At 58.1% G+C, this 18,535-nt stretch carries 11 protein-coding genes and 3 pseudogenes; 7 read left to right on the top strand and 7 right to left on the bottom strand.

What is annotated here, in order from left to right; all coding sequences use genetic code 11:
* Positions 1 to 524: 524 nt before the first annotated feature.
* A complete protein-coding gene (locus C8J33_RS22050) occupies positions 525 to 2,693 on the top strand; it encodes a bifunctional diguanylate cyclase/phosphodiesterase (protein WP_132665352.1) in 2,169 nt (722 codons plus the stop codon).
* 105 nt (positions 2,694 to 2,798) lie between these two features.
* Here C8J33_RS22050 and C8J33_RS22045 read toward each other — a convergent pair whose 3' ends face one another.
* Entirely contained in the window at positions 2,799 to 3,086 is a 288-nt protein-coding gene (locus C8J33_RS22045; protein ID WP_281024624.1) for a LysR substrate-binding domain-containing protein, read from the bottom strand.
* 115 nt (positions 3,087 to 3,201) lie between these two features.
* Between C8J33_RS22045 and C8J33_RS22040 the strand changes: the two are divergent.
* Positions 3,202 to 3,393: pseudogene (locus C8J33_RS22040) on the top strand (phage integrase N-terminal SAM-like domain-containing protein); the annotation flags it as partial.
* A pseudogene (locus tag C8J33_RS22035) lies at positions 3,387 to 3,969 on the top strand (SDR family NAD(P)-dependent oxidoreductase); the annotation flags it as partial. The pseudogenes C8J33_RS22040 and C8J33_RS22035, both read left to right, overlap by 7 nt.
* Before the next feature lie 270 nt (positions 3,970 to 4,239).
* On the opposite strand, the gene C8J33_RS22030 reads toward C8J33_RS22035, so the two are convergent.
* The 5 genes from C8J33_RS22030 to C8J33_RS22010 all read right to left on the bottom strand — a co-directional run bounded on the left by C8J33_RS22030 (position 4,240) and on the right by C8J33_RS22010 (position 10,720).
* Entirely contained in the window at positions 4,240 to 6,381 is a 2,142-nt protein-coding gene (locus C8J33_RS22030; RefSeq protein ID WP_110802840.1) for a beta-galactosidase, read from the bottom strand.
* Positions 6,382 to 6,419: 38 nt separating this feature from the next.
* Positions 6,420 to 7,556 (bottom strand): ABC transporter ATP-binding protein, encoded by a 1,137-nt coding sequence (locus tag C8J33_RS22025; protein ID WP_110730819.1) that lies wholly within the window; start codon positions 7,554 to 7,556, stop codon positions 6,420 to 6,422.
* A 27-nt stretch (positions 7,557 to 7,583) separates the two neighbouring features.
* Positions 7,584 to 8,435: a carbohydrate ABC transporter permease gene (locus C8J33_RS22020; RefSeq protein ID WP_132665351.1), complete on the bottom strand. Its 852-nt coding sequence runs from the start codon at positions 8,433 to 8,435 to the stop codon at positions 7,584 to 7,586.
* Positions 8,435 to 9,319, bottom strand: coding sequence for a carbohydrate ABC transporter permease (locus C8J33_RS22015; protein ID WP_110802838.1), 885 nt, complete (start codon positions 9,317 to 9,319; stop codon positions 8,435 to 8,437). Before C8J33_RS22015 ends, C8J33_RS22020 begins: the two co-directional genes overlap by 1 nt.
* A gap of 126 nt (positions 9,320 to 9,445) precedes the next feature.
* Positions 9,446 to 10,720, bottom strand: a complete 1,275-nt coding sequence (locus C8J33_RS22010; protein WP_132665350.1) for an ABC transporter substrate-binding protein — start codon at positions 10,718 to 10,720, stop codon at positions 9,446 to 9,448.
* Positions 10,721 to 10,922: 202 nt separating this feature from the next.
* Between C8J33_RS22010 and C8J33_RS22005 the strand changes: the two genes are divergently transcribed.
* The 3 genes and pseudogenes from C8J33_RS22005 (at position 10,923) to C8J33_RS21995 (ending at position 15,814) form a co-directional block, all read left to right on the top strand.
* The gene (locus C8J33_RS22005) at positions 10,923 to 12,077 is read left to right on the top strand and encodes an ROK family protein (RefSeq protein ID WP_110802836.1); all 1,155 of its coding nucleotides are present in this window, start codon (positions 10,923 to 10,925) and stop codon (positions 12,075 to 12,077) included.
* A gap of 427 nt (positions 12,078 to 12,504) precedes the next feature.
* Complete coding sequence (locus C8J33_RS22000; RefSeq protein ID WP_207904051.1) at positions 12,505 to 14,853, top strand: membrane-bound PQQ-dependent dehydrogenase, glucose/quinate/shikimate family; 2,349 nt, start codon at positions 12,505 to 12,507, stop codon at positions 14,851 to 14,853.
* Positions 14,854 to 15,022: 169 nt separating this feature from the next.
* A pseudogene (locus C8J33_RS21995) lies at positions 15,023 to 15,814 on the top strand (carboxymuconolactone decarboxylase family protein).
* A gap of 60 nt (positions 15,815 to 15,874) precedes the next feature.
* Here the strand turns inward: C8J33_RS21995 and C8J33_RS21990 are convergent.
* Entirely contained in the window at positions 15,875 to 16,768 is an 894-nt protein-coding gene (locus C8J33_RS21990; RefSeq protein ID WP_110802835.1) for a LysR family transcriptional regulator, read from the bottom strand.
* 143 nt (positions 16,769 to 16,911) lie between these two features.
* On the opposite strand from C8J33_RS21990, the gene C8J33_RS21985 reads away from it, so the two are divergent.
* Positions 16,912 to 18,096, top strand: a complete 1,185-nt coding sequence (locus C8J33_RS21985; protein WP_207904050.1) for an arabinose transporter — start codon at positions 16,912 to 16,914, stop codon at positions 18,094 to 18,096.
* The last annotated feature ends 439 nt before the right edge of the window (positions 18,097 to 18,535 follow it).

Below are 18,535 nucleotides of genomic sequence, written 5' to 3'. Positions count from 1 at the left end.
TATAAATCATACCATGAAATATATTTCAGAGATTTTTGATCAGACTGAATCATAATCGCACGAACTGAAGTAGCTGGCGCATTCGCGAGGCTGACTATATCGACCGGCATGCCGATGAGGTCCCGAAGGCCAGTCACCGGGCGCTCGCCGATCTTTCTGAGCATGGCATTGAGCCTGAAGAACGCATTTTCGATCGAAGGAGTTGTCTGATCGTACGTGGGATTTCAAACGTCAGTGTACGTCTGGGCAGTGATCATCATGCTCAAAATAGACGCTACTGCATGATATTACACATCCATTAATCGTAACGCGGGCCGCTGCGGCACTGTCCTTCCCGTTGGTGTGGCCAGCGATATTTTCGGCTGTGGCAGCGCGCGGTGGCATCTTAGTGAGTTGGCCGTACGACATGGAGAAAGAACGCGGAACGTACGCGTGCACTGGTCATGAAATCTTGACTGCCTTGCGACTATTCTATCTCCGAGGAACTCCCAGCAGCAAGGCTGCCGGAGGTGGAGGAGAAGACAATGGCACTGCCCCATACTGACAATCGGCGACGGCGAAGAGCGGTCCTGATCGTGGCACTCCTCTTCATTCTCGTGGCCAGCATCTTTGCAGGCATCGTTTTTCGTTCCGTCAATGCCATGAAGGACACAGCCAACCGAATTGACGACGAGCGAGCGTTGGACGCGACGACCGCGGCCGTGGATGCGCTTCGCACCCAGCTTTTTGGCATTCTCCATGACAACGCTACCTGGGACGGTGCTTACAAGCAGCTCAATTCCATCAACCGGAAGTACTGGATCACCCAGAACTGGGCAAATACGAGTTTGGAGAATCCGGCCTATGACACCGCTGTCGTCACGAACGCGCGCGGTAACGTCATCGTGGCCTACAAGGACGGCAAAGAGCTAACCGAGCCGCCGGAGCAGTTCTTCGGCGATCATTTCACAACGATCGTGCGCAATGCGGATCAACTGGGCGAACAGGCCGGCATCATTCCGGTCTATGCCGTGCGGTCAAAGAGCGGCGTAGCGCTGATGGCCGCCGCCAAGATCCGGCCGAGCAGCAGCAGCACGCGGATTGAGGAGCGCAATCTCTACACGCTCGTCATGGCTCGGCATCTGACGACGCAGGTAATAGGCGACCTCTCGCAGAGTTTCCGAATCGAGAGGCTGACCCTCAGCCTGGCGCGGGCAGACAATATGCTGAATGTGCCGCTGACCGACATCGAAGGCAATTCCATCTCCTATCTCAGCTGGCCCTCGAAGCTGCCAGGCAGCCGCAGCTTCCTCACGGTCAAGACGCAGCTTGCTGTCGGCGCAGCCATTCTGGTGATCTTTCTCACCGGCATTGCCGTTGCGGGATGGGTGGCCGTTCGAAAGCTCCGGCAGGACGAGGCGGCGGCGAGGCATGCGGCACTTAAAGACCCATTGACCGGCCTGTGGAACCGGCGGGCGCTGTTGGAACATCTCGCAAAGCTGACCCGCAACCCGCACGAGGGGAACGTCGAACTCTGTCTGCTGGATCTCGACGGCTTCAAGCGCGTCAACGATGCCTGGGGACACGCGGTCGGCGACGAGCTCATTGCCGATGTTGCCAGACGACTGCAAAAAGACTTGCCGCCGACGGCTTTGCTGGCCCGGCTCGGCGGCGACGAATTCGCGATTGTCGTGACCACTGGTCTCGATGCAAGCGTTACGGAAGATGTCGCCGAGTTGGCTCTGTCGGCTGCTTGCGATATCTTTCACCTAGGGAGCCGGCAAATCCAAGTCGCCGGCAGCATCGGTCGGGCATCGGCACGGCTGACTGATATCAGCATGGACAGCCTCATGCGAGCGGCAGACATTGCGCTCTATAGCGCCAAAAACCTTGGACGCGGCCGCATCGTCACCTTCGACAGCGCGCTCGAACAGAGCCGGCGCGATGACATGATGATAGAACAGTATCTCCGAAAGACATTGGAGACCGAGGGGATCGAGGTCTTCTACCAGCCTCTTGTCCGGACCATCGACCAGACGATTTGCGGCGTCGAAGCCTTAGCGCGCTGGAGCAGCTCGCCGCTCGGTCGGGTTCCCCCGGATGTCTTCATACCCATCGCAGAGAAGGCCGGGCTCATCGACATGCTGGGCCTGCAGGTGCTGCGAAAGGCCATCCAAGCAGCGACCGCCTGGCCTGACGTGGGCGTCTGCGTAAATGTTTCGCCGGTCCAGCTGCAGGATAACGGTTTCGCCAACGAGGTTGAAGCGATTCTAACAAAAGCCGGAACCGACCCCGGCCGGTTGACCCTTGAAATCACAGAGGGCGTTCTGATCAGTCATCCAGAGCAGGCGCTGAAAGCAATCACAGCACTGAAAGGGCTCGGTGTCGGTGTCGCCCTTGATGACTTTGGAACGGGCTTTGCCAGCATTGGGATGTTGCGCCGCTTTGCGTTCGATCGGGTGAAGGTGGACAAGTCGCTGGTCGCGGCCTTGGATACCGAACAGGATGCGGCGGCCGTCCTACAGGCGACCATCGCCCTTGCCCGCGCAATGGGCATATCGGTAACCGTAGAAGGCGTCGAAACAGAATTGCAGGCCGGCGCCGCGAGCTTGTATGGCTGCGATATCATGCAGGGGTATCTTTATAGCAAGCCTATGTCTGAAGCAGAGATGATGGAGCGATACTTCACCAAGTGGAAGAGCGTCAGTCAATAAGGCCAACGCTTGACCTCCTACATGCTTCTAACGGTAAAGCTAGAGGATCGCGCAAACGAACCCCTGGGCTTAAAAGGATCTGGATCACCTCGGTGCACCCTCCGTTTAAACGCGCAGCGCATCGATGACAGCTCGCAATCCAGCCGACGGGAATTTTCGCGTCGAATAGCACAGATAAAGCCAGTCCTCCGGCGCATTTGAAGATGCCAAGCATTCGATCAGGCTGCCATTCTCGATATTAGGGCGCGCGCGTTCCTCCCAGACATAAGCCACTCCCACGCCCGACAGTGCTGCCTCGACCATCAGCTCATGGTCATCCAGCGACCGAGACCCAGTCGGCTGAAACTCGATGATCTTGCTTGCGCGGCTAAACTCCCAAGGCCTAGGCCGGATCGACGTTCAGGATTGAACTAAGCCGCTATCGCGGCGATTTTGGGCGGGCTTTGAACGGAGCCTCCTGACTGATTGGATGGTGGGCTGCAACCCACCCTTCAGACAGGAAGTCCAGATGGCTGAGCTTAGCCATTTTCGCCGCCGGACGATCGAGGACATGACGGTCCGCAATCTGTCTCCGGCAACCCAGCGATCCTACATCAACGCCGTCCAGAAGTTCAGCCGCTATTTCGGTCGGTCACCGGATCGGCTTGATCTTAAGGATGTTCACGCCTTCCAGGTTCGTCTGGTCTCTACAGGGATATCCTGATCCACAATACTGGGTTCGGATTGATGGGTGCCGTAGAAGAAGCAACCGTGGCTCAGGTGGAGGCCGTTTTACCGCACCAATGTCTTTGGCCTCCGCAACGTGACCCGCGCCGTGCTGCCCTTCATGCCCCAGGCGCGCTCCGGCCGCATCCTGAACATCTCATCGATCGGCGGCTATCGCGGCGTGGCCGGCTTCGGCGTCTACTCCTCGACGAAAATTGCCCTCAAGGGGTGGAGCAAAGCCCTGAATGACGAGCTCGCGCCGATTGGCATCCACGTCACCGTCGTAGAGCCGGGCTATTTCCGCACCGACTTCCTCGAAAGCTCGTCTTTGTCGGTCAGTGGTAACGTCATTTGCGATTATGCAGAAACAGTGGGCAAGATGCACATCGTGGCTGCCAGTCTCAGCCATAACCAACATGGCGATCCTCAAAGGCTGGCAGAGGTTCTGATCGCCTTCACTGACGCCCCCAATCCGCCGGTCCGCCTGTCGCTCGGTAGCGGCACGGTCGCCGCCATCTTCTCCGAGTGGCGCGCCATGTCGTTCTCGACCGACTTCGCCGCTAACGAATGACGGCGCTCGTCTGGTTGAACTTCGTAAGATGGGAGGCCATTTTAGGGGCCTCTCATCACCTTGAACGGATTCGAACTCAATACGGCTTGCTTGGATTGTACATGACCAACCGCCCAAGCTCTTACCCTATGCCTCGTCGACAATGGCAGAACCACCACTGCAGCTCACTGAACCTGTGTTTGGTTGTGCGGCCACCATCTCCTGCAATAGAAAGCTAGAAAATGGCAGGGCTGAAGCCCAGCACGTACCAGCCCCCAGAACGCAAGTTGGTCAGTCATCGAGCCGGATCACCGCGCAACCGTAGGGGCCAAGCGCCAGATGCCCCGAGACGGGGCTCCCCGACAAGAGATCTATGCCCTCTGGAATATCAGTGACATTCACGGTTTCTCCGTCCGCATTCATGAGAAACAGGAGCTTGCGGTCGTCTGCTTCGCGAAGCGCGACCTCAACGGTTGTCGGCAAGTTCGGCACTAGAGGATGGATGCCGGCGTTTCCGAAGAGATGTTCGGCGAGCGCCCCGACCAGAGCGTCGGTCAGGTAGGTGCCGACATAGATCGCCTGGCCGCTTCCCACGCTGCGGCGGGAAACAGCAGTCCGCCCGCCGAGGAAGCGGCTGCTCCACTGACCAAGCGTTTCGACATCCCTGTCGGTCTCGAAAAGTTCGTAGAGATGCGCAGCGTCATATTCGGCGTTGCCGATCGCCAACCGATAACCACGCTGCGACGAGCTAGCGGGCAGACGCCGAGCCGGAACGTTAAGCCCGAATTCCGGGCCCGGCATGCCGAAGAGACCGTCGGCGCCGGGTTCCGCGACGCGTCCGAATTCTTCGACGCGGACGCCGCAGAGGGCCGAGAGGCCTGGTCCCGGTGCAAGGGTGCGCGGGATATGATTGTTTTCGTCCCTCGTTCCGGTCATCGCGCCGACCACCAGCGTGCCGCCGTTGCGCACGAAGGCCTCGACATTTGCATCCCACTCGCTTTTCCACATGACCCAGTGTGGGATGTAGAGGAGCTTGATGCGCGAGAGATCGTCAGCCGGGTGAATGAAACCACAGGCGATGCCATTGTCGTAGCAATAGCGGTGCAGCCGCGTCCCGTCCTCGAGCGGGCTCGGCAGGCCCATCGGATAGGTCTTGTACGCTTCCTGATTGTCGAAATCAGCACCCGCGATGGCGACGTCCATGCGGACTGTGGTGCCGAGAAGGTCTTCCTTGATCCGGGCGATGTCTCCGGCAAACTGCGCAGCCTCATGGTAACGACGACGGGGAACGTCATCATGGTCGATGATACCCATCCAGTAGATTTCGGCGCCGAAATGCGCCGGTCTCCAGCGGAAGAACAAAAGACCATCCGCCCCGCGCGCAACGGAACTGAGCGCCATCCGCCGCATCTCGCCAGGCTCTGGGGTCATCGTGGAGAAGCCCGGCTGACTGCCGAAACCGGATGCCTGTTCTGGCACGATGAAGTTGCCGCTGAAGGCCCGGCAGACGTCGAGATGGAGCGCCTGCGTCGCCGCATGACCACCAGTGCGCCGCATCTCGTCATACAGCATGGGATAGATATCGAAGCCGATAAAGTCGAGATCTTGCCCGAACGAGCCGCGGAAGTCGATATCTTCCAGGCGACCGAGATTGTGAAAGACGAACCAATTGGGATTGACCGCACGCAGGATCTCGACCTGATCATGCTGAAACCCCGCGGTCGCATCGGCCAGGAAGCGGTGGTAATCCTGGACATGACCGGGGCTTGGGAAACCCGGATTGGCGGCGCGAGGCGCGGTGATTTGGTCGAACCCGTCATAGGCCGTCGCCCAGAAATTCCCGCCCCAGGCAAAGTTCAGCGCGTCGATGCTGCCGTAGCGGCGCTCAAGATACGCACGGAACGCCACCTGCGTCTCGTGCGAGTAGGAGGTCGAGACCGTGGTGTTCAGCTCGTTGTCAGTCTGCCAGCCGATGACATGCGGATTGTCCCGGTAATGATCGGCTAGCGCCTGCGTGATGCGCTTGCTGTGCGAGCGATAGACCGCGCTGTTTGTGTCGGCATGCTGGCGCGACCCGTGCGTGGCAACACGATCGTGTTCATCGACGCGCAGCACTTCAGGATAAGCCACCGTCAACCAGCGCGGCGGTGTCGCCGTCGGGGTGCAGAAGATCGTCTGAATACCGGCCGCACCCAGCACCTGGATCGCCCGGTCGAAGAGGTCGAAATCGAAGATGCCCTCCGATGGCTCGAACAGATGCCAGGCGAACTCGCCTAGACGGACGACGTTAAATCCGGCGGCCGCCATCCTCTCCGCGTCGCTCTGCCAAAGCGCTTCATCGATATGCTCGGGATAATGTGGGACGCCCAAAAGGAAGTGATCAAGGTTGAGCGGTCGCCAGACGGAAAGCGGAGCAGCGGAAGTGCGCTTCATGGAGATCATCCTTCGTAAAAGCTCGGAGTGAGGATGCGTCAGAGACCGGTGACCGGTTTCAGCGCGGATACCGTTTGACCATCGGTAGAAAACAGGTAGGCATCGTGCACGTCGAAGCCGAGAACCAGCGGGGCACCAGGCCGGAATGGCACGATATCTCCGATCTGAATGGTGAAAGCGCCGGTTCCACTATCCGAATTGCTTGTGGTCAGGCTTCCGGCATCGGCATAGACAATGGTCTCGCGACCGAGATGTTCAATGAGCCGAACCTCGGCCGGGAAGGTCGTGCCGGACCTGATGTTATCGATCCTGAGCTTCTCCGGACGGATACCGACGGTGACATGATCGCCGCTGCGAACCGGACTAGCGAGGTCGCTGAATGTGATCGACATGCCACACTGAAATTCGATGACGGCCCCGCGACCGTCGGCCGTCCGAACAATCCCTTCCACGAAGTTCATTCGCGGCGCACCGAGGAAACCGGCGACGAACAGATTGACCGGATTGTTGTAAAGCGCCAGCGGCGCCCCGACCTGCTCGATTTGACCCTTGTTCAGCACCACGATGCGGCTGGCCATGGTCATCGCCTCGACCTGGTCGTGCGTCACATAGATCATAGTCGCACCCAATCGGGCATGCAGCGTCGAGAGCTCGACCCGCATCTGTGTGCGCAGCGCCGCATCGAGATTGGAGAGCGGCTCGTCGAAGAGGAACACGTCTGGCGAGCGCGTTATCGCCCGGCCGATCGCCACGCGCTGGCGCTGGCCTCCGGAGAGCTGTCGCGGCCGCTTGTCGAGCTGCTCCTCCAAGCGTAGGATAGCAGCGGCGCGGGCAACAGCGGCATCGATCTCTGTCTTTGGCCGCTTAGCCATGCGAAGCCCGAAGCCCATGTTCTCCGCTACGGTCATATGCGGATAAAGAGCGTAGGATTGAAACACCATGGCAATGCCGCGGTCGCCCGGCTCCTCCGCCGTGACGTCGCGGTTCTTGATAAGGAGGCGCCCGGAGGAGATGCTCTCTAGACCCGCGATCGTCTTCAGGAGTGTCGACTTTCCGCAGCCGGACGGGCCGACCATGACGGCGAACTCGCCGTCCTCAATGGTCAGATTGATGTCGCGCAAAGCGTGATAGCCGGCGTAGTGCTTTTCAATGTTCTGGAGTTCAACGCTCGCCATCGCAGAGCCATCCTTTGGGTTGTCTGCTCACCCCTTCACCGCGCCGACGGTCAGTCCGGCGATGAAGTGGCGTTGCATGAGAAAAAACATGAGGACTGGGGGTACCGCGACAATGACGGTCGCTGCGGAGACGAGGTTCCAGGCTGAGACATATTCGCCGCGCAGGTTGCTCAGACCCGCCGTCACCGGCTTCACCGCATCGCTCTGGGTCAGCACGATCGCCCAGAAATAGTCGTTCCAGACGAAGGTGAAGGTGAGGATCGCAAGTGCCGCAAGCGCGGGGCGCACCAGCGGCAGAACGACGTGGACAAGGGTCTGACCGGGTGACGCGCCTTCCGATCGCGCCGCCTGGAAAAGCTCGTCCGGCAGCGCGGCGATAAAGTTGCGCATGAACAGCGTCGCGAACCCCGTCTGAAAGGCGACATGAAAGACGATCAGCGCAGCATAGGTATCGTAGAGGCCGAGCGCCACCATGAGATCGCGTACCGGGATCATCATGATCTGCGCCGGCAGGAAATTGCCGCCGACGAAGAGCGCGAAGATGAGGTTCGCGCCTGGAAACCGGTGACGCGACAATACGTAGCCAGTGAGCGTGGACAGAACGAGTACGCCCACCACCGATGGCAGCGTGATGACGAGGCTGTTGACAAAATAGCGGGCCATGGCGGTCTGGGTGAAGACCGCCGTGTAGTTCTCGATAAGGTTGAAGCTCTCCGGCCAGCCCCAGTAATTGCCGGCCATGACCTCTTCGAAGGAGCGCAGCGACGTTATCATGACGGTGAAGAGCGGCAGTAGCCAGAGGAGGAGGACGAGTGAGACAAGGCCGATATAGAGGCCGCGGCGCGCAGGTGCTGTGGCCGGGATGGGGCGAGGATACATCAGGCGTTTCCTTCTTCCACCTTGAGCAAAGTGTGCAGATACCAAACGATGAAACCGGCCATGATCACGAACAGGACGGTTGCGATCGCCGCGCCGTAGCCGAAGCGGTAGGAGAAGATCGACTGTTCGTACATCTGGTAGGCCAGCACGGTGGAGGAACCGAACGGGCCGCCGGATGTCATCACCGCAACCATGTCGAACGAGCGCAGCGCTCCGATGACGGTGACGGCAAGCGCGATGAAGCTCACCTCCCGCAGCTGCGGCAGGATGACGTTCCAGAGCATGGCAAAGCCGCGGGCCCCATCCACCCGCCCTGCCCCGATCAACTCCTCGTTCAGGTTGTTGAGACCCGCCAGGAACAGGACGAGGCAAAAGGCGATCTGCGGCCAGAGGGCGGCGATGACGACCGCAACAGTGACGAAGTTTTCGTCCGACAGCAGGGCCGGCGCCGTTGCACCGAAGGCCGTGAAGATGAGCGCCAGAAGGCCAAACGAGGGATCATAGACCCAGGTAAAAACGACGCCAACCGTGACGGAGGCGAGCACCAGGGGTATAAAGAATAGAGACTTCACAATCCGCATGCCGGCGATCGGCTGATTGAGCATCAGCGCCAGCGCAAGCCCGAGCGGCGGCGCGGCCATGAACATCACGAGCCAAATGACATTGTTCTTCAGCGAGACGATGAACTGCGGATCGTCGATCAATTGCCGATAATTGTCGAGCCCCACCCAGACCATGGCCCCAACACCATCCCATTCGTGGAAGGAGACCCAGATCGTCTGGAGCGACGCGAATATGATAACGACTGCGAAAAGGACGATACCTGGAAGAATGAAGAGGGTTGGTGCCAGCCAGTTGCTATGGCGTCGCCAGAGTCGGGACATCACATCTGCCTCACTACGAGAACAACAACGGCTTGAGGATCCTCAAGCACGCAGGACGGATAGGGCGAAGAGGTTTGCCCCTTCGCCCGAAGTGCGGCGCCAGGAAGGATGACGACCGCGGTTCGGCTAGGCCTTGAAGACGCGCTTGCGCGTTGCTTCGAGACGAACAAGGATCTGCTCGCGCCTCTCAGGCTTCACCATGAACTCCTGGAAACCCTTCAGGCCTTCCTGAGCCATGTCCGGATCCGTGTCGCGGTCGTAATACTGGGAAGAGCCCTTGACCGATTTCAGGCTTTCCATCGCAGCGTTCACCAGAGGATCGGTGCTCGGCGGGCAATCGCTGCGCGGCGGCACGGCGCCTTCCGGCGCAAGATAGGCTGCGAGGTTCTCGGGCTTGTACAGGTAGGCCAGGAACTCTCGCGCACCCTCTTTGTTCTTGCCGTTCTTCGGAATGTGAATGGAATTCAACGCGAAGTCCTCGTAGCGCGGCAGACCGGGCGTGATTTCCGGAAAAGGCGCAAACGCGATCTGTGCCTGCTCCTCGGCGGGAAAACCGTATTTGACGAAGCCTGCGAGATCCATCATTGCCGCCTTTTTCTGTGCCAGTGCGGCCGCAGCCTGCTCCCATCCCGAAGAGGTGTGGTTCGGCGTGAACAGTCCCGCCTTGATCAGGGCCTCCCACTTGTCGAAGACAGGTGTCAGAGCGGGATCCGTATAGGCCATCGTGCCATCCATCAGGGCCATGTGCTTTTCGAGGCCGTTGATGCGCAAGTTCATGTGATCGAACCAGCCGGCCGCCGGCCACATCTCCTTGGTCCCAATGCTGACCGGGATCATGCCTGCGGACTTCGACTTTTCGCCGAGTGACAGAAGATCCTCGAAGGTCACTGGCGGGGTCCAGCCCTTCTGCGCAAACACATCCTTGCGGTAGAACAGGCCCCACAAGAGACCGCCGAGTGGCAGACCGTATTGCTTGCCGTCTACCGTGACCGCGCCGGCCGACGCGCCCAGCACATCCTTGTACTTCTCACGCTCGAAGAGGTCGGAGATATCGTCAAAAAGGTCCCGCTTGACGAAGGACTTCATGCGGTTGCCCGAAAACCAGAAGCAGATGTCGGGCGCACCGACGACCAGATAGCTTCGAATGGCGGTCTTGTGCGCCTCGTGGTCCATATTGTTGATGACGACCTTGGTCCCACTCGCTTTTTCGAACTCGCCCGCGAGCCGCTGAAGGACCTCACGCTGTGGAGCGTTAGCAATATTTGAAATAATGGTCAGTTGTTTCGATTGCGCCAAGGCAGGGCTGCCAAGCAGGGCGGCGCTCGCCATTAGGCCGCCAGCCCCGAGCATCAGGGTTCGCCGAGATGTAGCGAAACTAAGTGCAGTCTTGTTATCAGGCATGGTATCTCCTCCCAGAGCTAAGTCCAACAGCGCGATCATCAGCTGCGGTCGCGTTTAGGGACTTTGTTTCTCCCAAATTGCCAACCGAAACGAGGCTTAGACATTTGGTCAAGCCTCCCTCCCACGATTGCCAACAATGAAAAGCTAGCTTATCCTCCAGAATCGATCAATAGTTAATTTACAAAATTAAATAAGGTGATCTATGCGCGGCGGCCCCACTACGTCCAGAGCCATTAACAGGCGTCTCATCCTCAGCCTGCTTCGCCGACAGGGGCCGTTGTCGCGTGTGGAGTTGGCCAGCCTGACGGGATTGAGTGCTGCGGCCGTGACCTTCGTCATTGCAGACTTGATCGAGGAAACACTTGTTATCGAGCGTGATTCTGTTGCGGGTACCACAGGGCGCCGACCGACGCCGCTCGATATCAACTACGAAGCACACCTCACTGTCGGCTTCAAACTGCACCGGCATCACATCGAATGCGTATTGACCGACCTTGCGACCACTCCGCTAATTGCCTTTGATGTCGACATCTCAGACCCTGCTCCTGAGGCGATCATTGAAACGATAGCCTCGACTATCCCGCTTCTTCTGAAGCGGGCCGGCCGCGAGAACAATGCACTTATTGGAATCGGTGTATCAATTCCTGGCGAGATCGACCCTGCTACCGGGACATGTTTGCAGAGCCCCCGCTTTGGCTGGCGCAATCTTCCTTTCGCAGAGATGCTCGCTGAACGGGTCCATGCGCCGGTGTGGATTGATGACGACGTGAATGCCTTCGCCGTCGCACAACGTCTGTTCGGAGTGGGGCGTCAGCATCGCAATTTCGCAGCTCTCGCCATTGGCGCCGGGATCGGCTGCTCGCTCGTTATCGACGGCAAGATCTACCATGGAAGCCGAAGCGCTGCTGGCAAACTTGGACATACCATTTCCGTGCCGAACGGGCGCCTCTGCGAATGCGGTCGGCATGGCTGCCTTATGGCGCATGCCGCAGAATCGTTCATGCTGGATGAGTGGACCCGGCTTACGGGACAGTCGATTACATGGCAGGGCTTCGTTAAAGCGGTGGAAATCTGCAATGGAACCGCTTTGACAATTCTCGATGATGCGGGCACTCGGATCGGCCGCCATCTCGCAGATGTTGTCAATCTATTCGACCCAGACGTCATCGTCGTTGGGGGCGAGGCTGTTTCATTCGGCGAAGCCCTACTTGGACCTATCCGCAGGCAGATGGAAGCTCTGACGTTCTTCTCAAAGCCAACACTGGTCCCTGATTGGCTCCCGAGCGCCTGGGCACGCGGAGCGGCGGCCCTCGCAACGCAGACAGTGTTCGATTTTGAGAATGTATCGAGTGGATAGGAGGTCAAGAGAGACGCTTGCCCTCCTATTGAGTAACTAACAACTTATCCGTGCAATCCTCAAACCGAGCAATCTTTAGCCTGTCAGCCGCTGGAGCACAGGCCTTGTTAGAACTAAGCTCGCCTCCTGAGTTCAACATTCTCCAACCGGCGCACCCCAAATTGATCTCGCCTGCCTCTCTCCGTTCCGGGAGCGCTTACAGACCACGTTTGTTAACGAACAAGCCCCGCCCCGATCTCGAAGCTGATAGCGTCAATTCATGCATGCCACTTATATGTCTATTCATGAATGAGGAAATAGTCGGACTGCAAATCCCGTGCTAGCTTGATCTCGTGTGGCCACCGCGTCTCTCAAACGCACTCAGACGCCTTTCAAGACAGGGAGAGAACCAATTTCGCACTCAGCTTCAACGCGGGCAGGAACGCTAGTGCTTGCCGGCCTCGGCGCTCTCATCATCGCAATCGGCCTGTTCATGGCGATTGGCGGCCTGTACCTGATCACTCTTGGAGGATCGTGGTATTTCGCTCCCGCCGGTGCAGCACTCGTTGTCTCCGGCTACCTCATTGCCCGACGCCGCCCGTCAGGCGCTGCGGTTTTCCTTCTTGCATTTGCCGCCACGATCGCTTGGGCGATATGGGAAGTCGGTCTCGACTTTTGGCCGCTCGTGTCAAGGCTGGTTGCGCCGGCAGTCATCGCGCTGCCTGTCCTTCTGGTGACACCCGCCTTGCCTCGCAATAGGGCTCGAAGTCTCAAAGCGTCCTCTTACGGGTTGGCAGCTGTTATCCTGGTTGCACTGGCTGCGTGCACATATTCGGCTTTCCAGCCTCATCCAATCGTCACCACGGACAATGCCCCGCAGCCCGTTCCTGGCGCCGCCGTCGGTCCGATCGCGGGCGCCGATTGGCCCCATTGGGGCCGAACCCCTTCCGGCACGCGCTATGCGCCAATTGATCAAATTACTCCGGACAATGTATCCGGCCTGCAAGTCGCCTGGACCTACCGAACGGGTGAAGTCCCGGACCCGAGCAAGGGCGAAGGTTTTGTCACCACGCCACTGTTTGTGAACGGCCTGCTCTATGGCTGCACCCAATCAAACGCCATTTTTGCGCTAGACCCGGAAAGTGGGCAGGAACGCTGGCGGTTCAACGCCAAGGCAACAGGAAACAACCGCCCACGCTGCCGCGGCGTCGGATACCACGATTCATCATCAGCCGGAACACTCGTTTCCGCCGAAGCATCGAGCAACGCGGCACTTTGCACTCGGCGGATAATTTCCACTACAGTGGATGCGCGCATCGTGGCACTCGACGCATCGACAGGCGCGCCATGCGCCGACTTCGGCGATAACGGCGTTGTCAATCTTGGCGCCCGCATGGGCAACATAAAGCCAGGCTTCTACTTCCCCACTGCTGCACCCACAATTGCCCGAAATCTAATTATCGTGGGAGGACTTGTATGGGACAATGCAGAGGTTGGCGAACCATCGGGCGTCGTGCGCGCCTTCGACGTGCTTAGTGGAGCACTCGTATGGGCCTGGGATCTTGGTAACCCCAACATAACCGGACTGCCCCCAGCGGGCGAGGATTACTCACGCGGGACACCCAATGTCTGGTCGACACCGGCCTACGATGATGCGCTGGGACTTGTGTATCTGCCGACCGGCAATGCGACACCAGATTTCTGGGGTGGTCATCGCACGGAGGCAGACGAGCGATACTCTTCATCCATCGTAGCACTGGATCTGGCAACGGGTCGCGAACGGTGGCGGTTCCAGACGGTGCATCACGACATCTGGGACTTCGACGTCCCGTCGCAGCCAGCACTTTACGATGTCCCGGACGGAAATGGCGGGACTATTCCAGCCTTGATTCAGACAACGAAGACCGGCCAAATTTTCATGCTTGATCGACGGACCGGAACTCCGATCGCCGACGTTCAAGAACGGCCCGTTCCTCAAGGCGGCGTCGCCGATGATCGCACCTCGCCGACACAGCCGTTCTCATTGGGCATGCCTACCATCGGCGTGGAACATCTGACCGAGGCGCGTATGTGGGGAATGACGCCGCTCGATCAGCTTGCCTGCCGCATCGCATTCAGAAAGGCTCGATATGAAGGCCCGTTCACACCCCCAAGTGACAAAACCACTCTCCACTTTCCCGGCTGGTTCGGTGGCATGAACTGGGGTTCTGTTTCAATCGCGGAAAATCTCGGCTATCTCATCGTCAACGATATCCGCACTGGCGTCACCAGTCGTCTTGTTCCCCGGGCCGAGTTCGACGCTACACACAGTGGACCGGGGTCGGAGGGCGCAGGCGGCAGGCAAGCAGGCACGCCGTGGGGTATTGAGCAGGCCACGTTCGTATCGGTTCTCGGAACACCATGCCAGGCACCGCCATTTGGTACCTTGACAGCCATCGATCTCGCCACGCGCAAGATCGCCTGGCAGATGCCGATGGGCACGGCTGAAGATCTCGGCCCGCTTAACATCCCGACACATCTGCCTATTCCGATCGGTATGCCGACGCGCGGCGGACCTGTGACGACCTCCAGCGGCATCATCTTTATGGCAGGCACCCAAGACTATTATTTGCGTGCGATCGACGTTCGCACCGGTCGGGAACTGTGGAAAGGACGATTGCCGGTCGGGGGGGAAACCACTCCTATGACCTATGTGTCGCCGCAGAGCGGTCGCCAGTTCGTTCTCATCAGCGCCGGTGGGACAGGGGCGAGCAAAAAGATGGGTGATTACGTCGTGGCATTCGCGTTGCCACAGTAGGCTCAAACCATACCTCTTGGCGGAGCAATGCTATGCCAGGAGGCGCAAATTAAACGGATGTCCGGGATTCATAAGTCCTATGGTGAGGGGGACCATTATAATTGTTATCGCATTTCTTACCTTCCCTTCGTTATCCCCGCGCTATGCACCATTACGGAGAGGATCTAAAATGAAGAAATTGGCCGCTACAGCTCTTACCATGTCGCTTGCAACCGGCCCTGCCCTGGCTGAGGATAAGAGATATACCCTCGCTGCTCCTTCAGTGACGCTCGAACAGGTTCGTTCCGTATCTCCGGCGCTGTAAAAATACACCACGGAAACGGTTCTCGGTAACCTTTGGAAACGGCCTGGCCTTTCACCGCGTGATCGCAGCGTCATCACGCTGGCTGCTTTGATTGCCAGAAACCAGCCGATCGAGATGCCATTTCACGTCAATCTCGCCCTCGATAATGGCGTGAAGCCTGCGGAGATTTCCGAAATCATCACGCATCTCGCGTTTTATTCCGGCTGGGCCAATGCCATGGCCGCCGTCGCAGTCACCGGCGATGTATTTGCTGCACGCAGCATTGGCGCAGATCAGCTGCCGGAAGCAACGCCTGCTCCGATTGTTTATGATAAAACGGCGGCTGCGGCCGATGCCCAGCGCGCAGCCGGCGTCGAGCAGAATGTCGGTCCGGTTACGCCCGGCGTTGTCGAATTCACCAATGGCGTGCTGTTCAAGGACTTGTGGCTGCGCCCTGGCCTTACGCCGCGCGACCGAAGCCTCATCACAGTGACCTCGCTCATTTCTTCCGGGCAGGTTGCCCAAGTCACCTATCATCTTGGACGAGCAATAGACGCGGGGCTGACCCAGGCGGAGACCTCTGAGATGCTAACGCATTTGGAATTCTACGCCGGCTGGCCGAATGTTTTCTCCGCCGTACCGATCGTTAAGGACGTGTTCGACAAGCGAAAGAGCTAAGCGGCGGAGTGAATTCTGTTCCGGCAGGCATGCGATGTCTGCCGATCCCTACGCCATCTGTCATCGTCTGTAACGCAAGGCGTCGACGACAAGCTTGAACGCCGCAGAGGACTGTCGCTTATTAGGATAGAAAAGATGGTAGCCGGTATATGGCGGGCACCAGTCACCTAGGACCTGCACCAGTCGGCCCTTTTCAATATGCGGGATTGCAAGTCCGTCGGGAACAAAGCCGAGACCATAACCGTCGACCGCAGCCCTGCAGATTTGGCCGATACCATTGAATGTCATCTGCCCGTCGACCCTGACGCGGAGTTCCTCCCCAGCCTTTTCGAATTCCCAGGAATAAAGACCACCGTGTGTGGGAAGGCGCAGATTGATGCAGTTATGACCGGTCAGGTCCTGAGGAACACGGGGTGTGCCCCGTTTTTCAAGGTATGAGGGGGACGCAATGACGATCATGCGCTGGTCGCCGCTAATAGGAACCGAAATCATCCCCTGTGAGACAATCTCACCCAGTCGAACGCCCGCATCGAAACGTTCAGCCACGATATCCGTTAGGCCATAGTCGATCATGAACTCGACTTTTACGTCTGGAAAGTCTGCCAACGCATCTCGAATCTTCGGCCATATGATTGCATCGATGGCATAATCTTCTGCAGTGATGCGAATGATCCCGGCTGGCCTATCGCGGTGGTCGGTTAGCGAGGACAGCTGCATCTCGACCTCCTCGAACCGGGGAACGATCGTTTCCAGGAGCTGCTCGCCCTCTGCGGTCGGCGCTACGCTTCGTGTCGTGCGAGTTAGCAGCCTTAGACCAAGGCGCTCTTCGAGCCCGCGGATGGCGTGACTCAAGCCCGACTGCGACATGCCTAGCTGGGCAGCTGCTCTCGTAAAGCTGCGTTCCCGTGCAACGACGATAAAAGCCAAAAGATCGTTGACGTTTTCACGCAGCATTCATGCGCCTCCAACATATGTTTATGCATATTATACAGGATAATGCGGCGCGATTGCATTCGCTATAATCAAGCTTCAACGATCTGTGATGTATCTCCTGCTACCGTGATCATACGGGAGGCGACTGTAGAAAAGGCACCACCGTGAGCACCGCCGACAACGAGCCGGTTGAAGATCCGGTAAATTTCGTTCGAATGATTTTTCCGTTGATGTCCGTTATTCTTACGGGATTCCTTATCATCGGCATCGCACTACCAGTTCTTCCCCATTTCGTGCAGGATCAATTGGGATTTGACACCTTCACGGTTGGCCTTGTTACAGGCACGCAATTCGCGGCATCACTGCTCTCACGCTTTTATGCCGGAGCCTATGCCGATACCAGAGGCGGCCGACAGGCCATCTGGCTGGGTCTGGCGTCAGTTGCCGTGGGTGGCCTGTTTTATGTTTGCGCCTTTGCCTCGATTGCCAATCCGAAGATCGCGATCTCGCTGCTTCTTGTCGGCCGTGCCATCATCGGCGGCGCTGAAAGCTTTATCATTACGGGAGGCATGGCACTGGGGCTTTCTTCGTCCGGACCCAAGGATACCGGCCGCGTGATTGCCTGGGTGGGCACAGCCATGTTCGCGGCATTCGCGCTCGGCGCGCCGATCGGCACCTTCATCTTCGAACGAGCCGGCTTTTTCTGGATTGCGATTGCCACAGTCATGATGCCCTTCGCTTCCATGATTGTCGTCAGCAGGTTTCCAAACCGCGTCGATGGATCTCGCAACAAGGGATCGATGACGAAGATGCTTTCGCTCATCTGGCTTCCTGGACTGGGTGCCGCATTTAATGGCGTAGGCTTCTCGGCACTGATCTCTTTTGCCGTTCTTCTCTTTTCTGCAAGAGATTGGGGCATGGCGTGGCTTCCCGTCACCGCCTTTGCAGTGGCGCTGATCGCTGCGCGGCTGACACTGGGCCAGCTTGTAGACCAGATCGGCGGAATAAAGGTCGGTGCGCTTTTCACCGTCGTCTGTGCGGCGGGTCAGTTGCTGCTCTGGATGGCGGGTGCGCCATGGCTTGCTGCCATCGGGGCGGCAATGACGGGTGCAGGATGGGCAATGGTCTATCCGGCGTTCGGAGCAGAGGCGGTCCGGCGTGCGGGCCAACATAACAAAGGGCTGGCAATGGCAGCCTATTCCGCATTTCCTGATCTCGCGATCGGCGTCGCCAGTCCCGCCCTCGGTTTGCTCGCGACTGGTGGAGAGGTCGGGACTGTTTTTCTGTGGAGCGGGATATTCGTTTTAATAGCAGTCCCATTGGCGCTCGTCGGAAGGCGGGCAGATTAACCGATGAACTATTAAGATACGGTAGCCATTATTCTCTGAGAATTGCCAAATAAAAGTTTTGCTCAGCTTCACAACATTGGATTCACCCAAGCCAATCCTGGAAGACAGAAAGATTAACGCCGTGTTTTTGCTCTCGTTCGTCTCTTTCAATCACGTAGATGACTATCTCGTATCGTTAGATCATTAATAGATCTCCGCTTCAAAAAAGGTAATTTGGGGTAAATAACTTGAATGGTGGATGGCAGTGAACGATAGCTTAATCCAACCGGCTTATGCCGGAGCTGCCGATACGACGATCAAAATTAAGTAGTCAAGTATCGCCTTGACGACATTAAACGCCGCTGCTCCAATCAGCCCCGTTGTGAGCAGTAGAACTTTTCTCGCAAATTTTTGCCTCTCCGCCGAATTCTTCGTTTGTCGAGCTGGAGCTTTGATCAGC

Source organism: Rhizobium sp. PP-CC-3G-465 (assembly GCF_004343445.1).
In the GTDB taxonomy this organism is placed as follows: domain Bacteria; phylum Pseudomonadota; class Alphaproteobacteria; order Rhizobiales; family Rhizobiaceae; genus Ferranicluibacter; species Ferranicluibacter rubi.
This window is presented reverse-complemented; position numbering and strand designations above follow the sequence as displayed.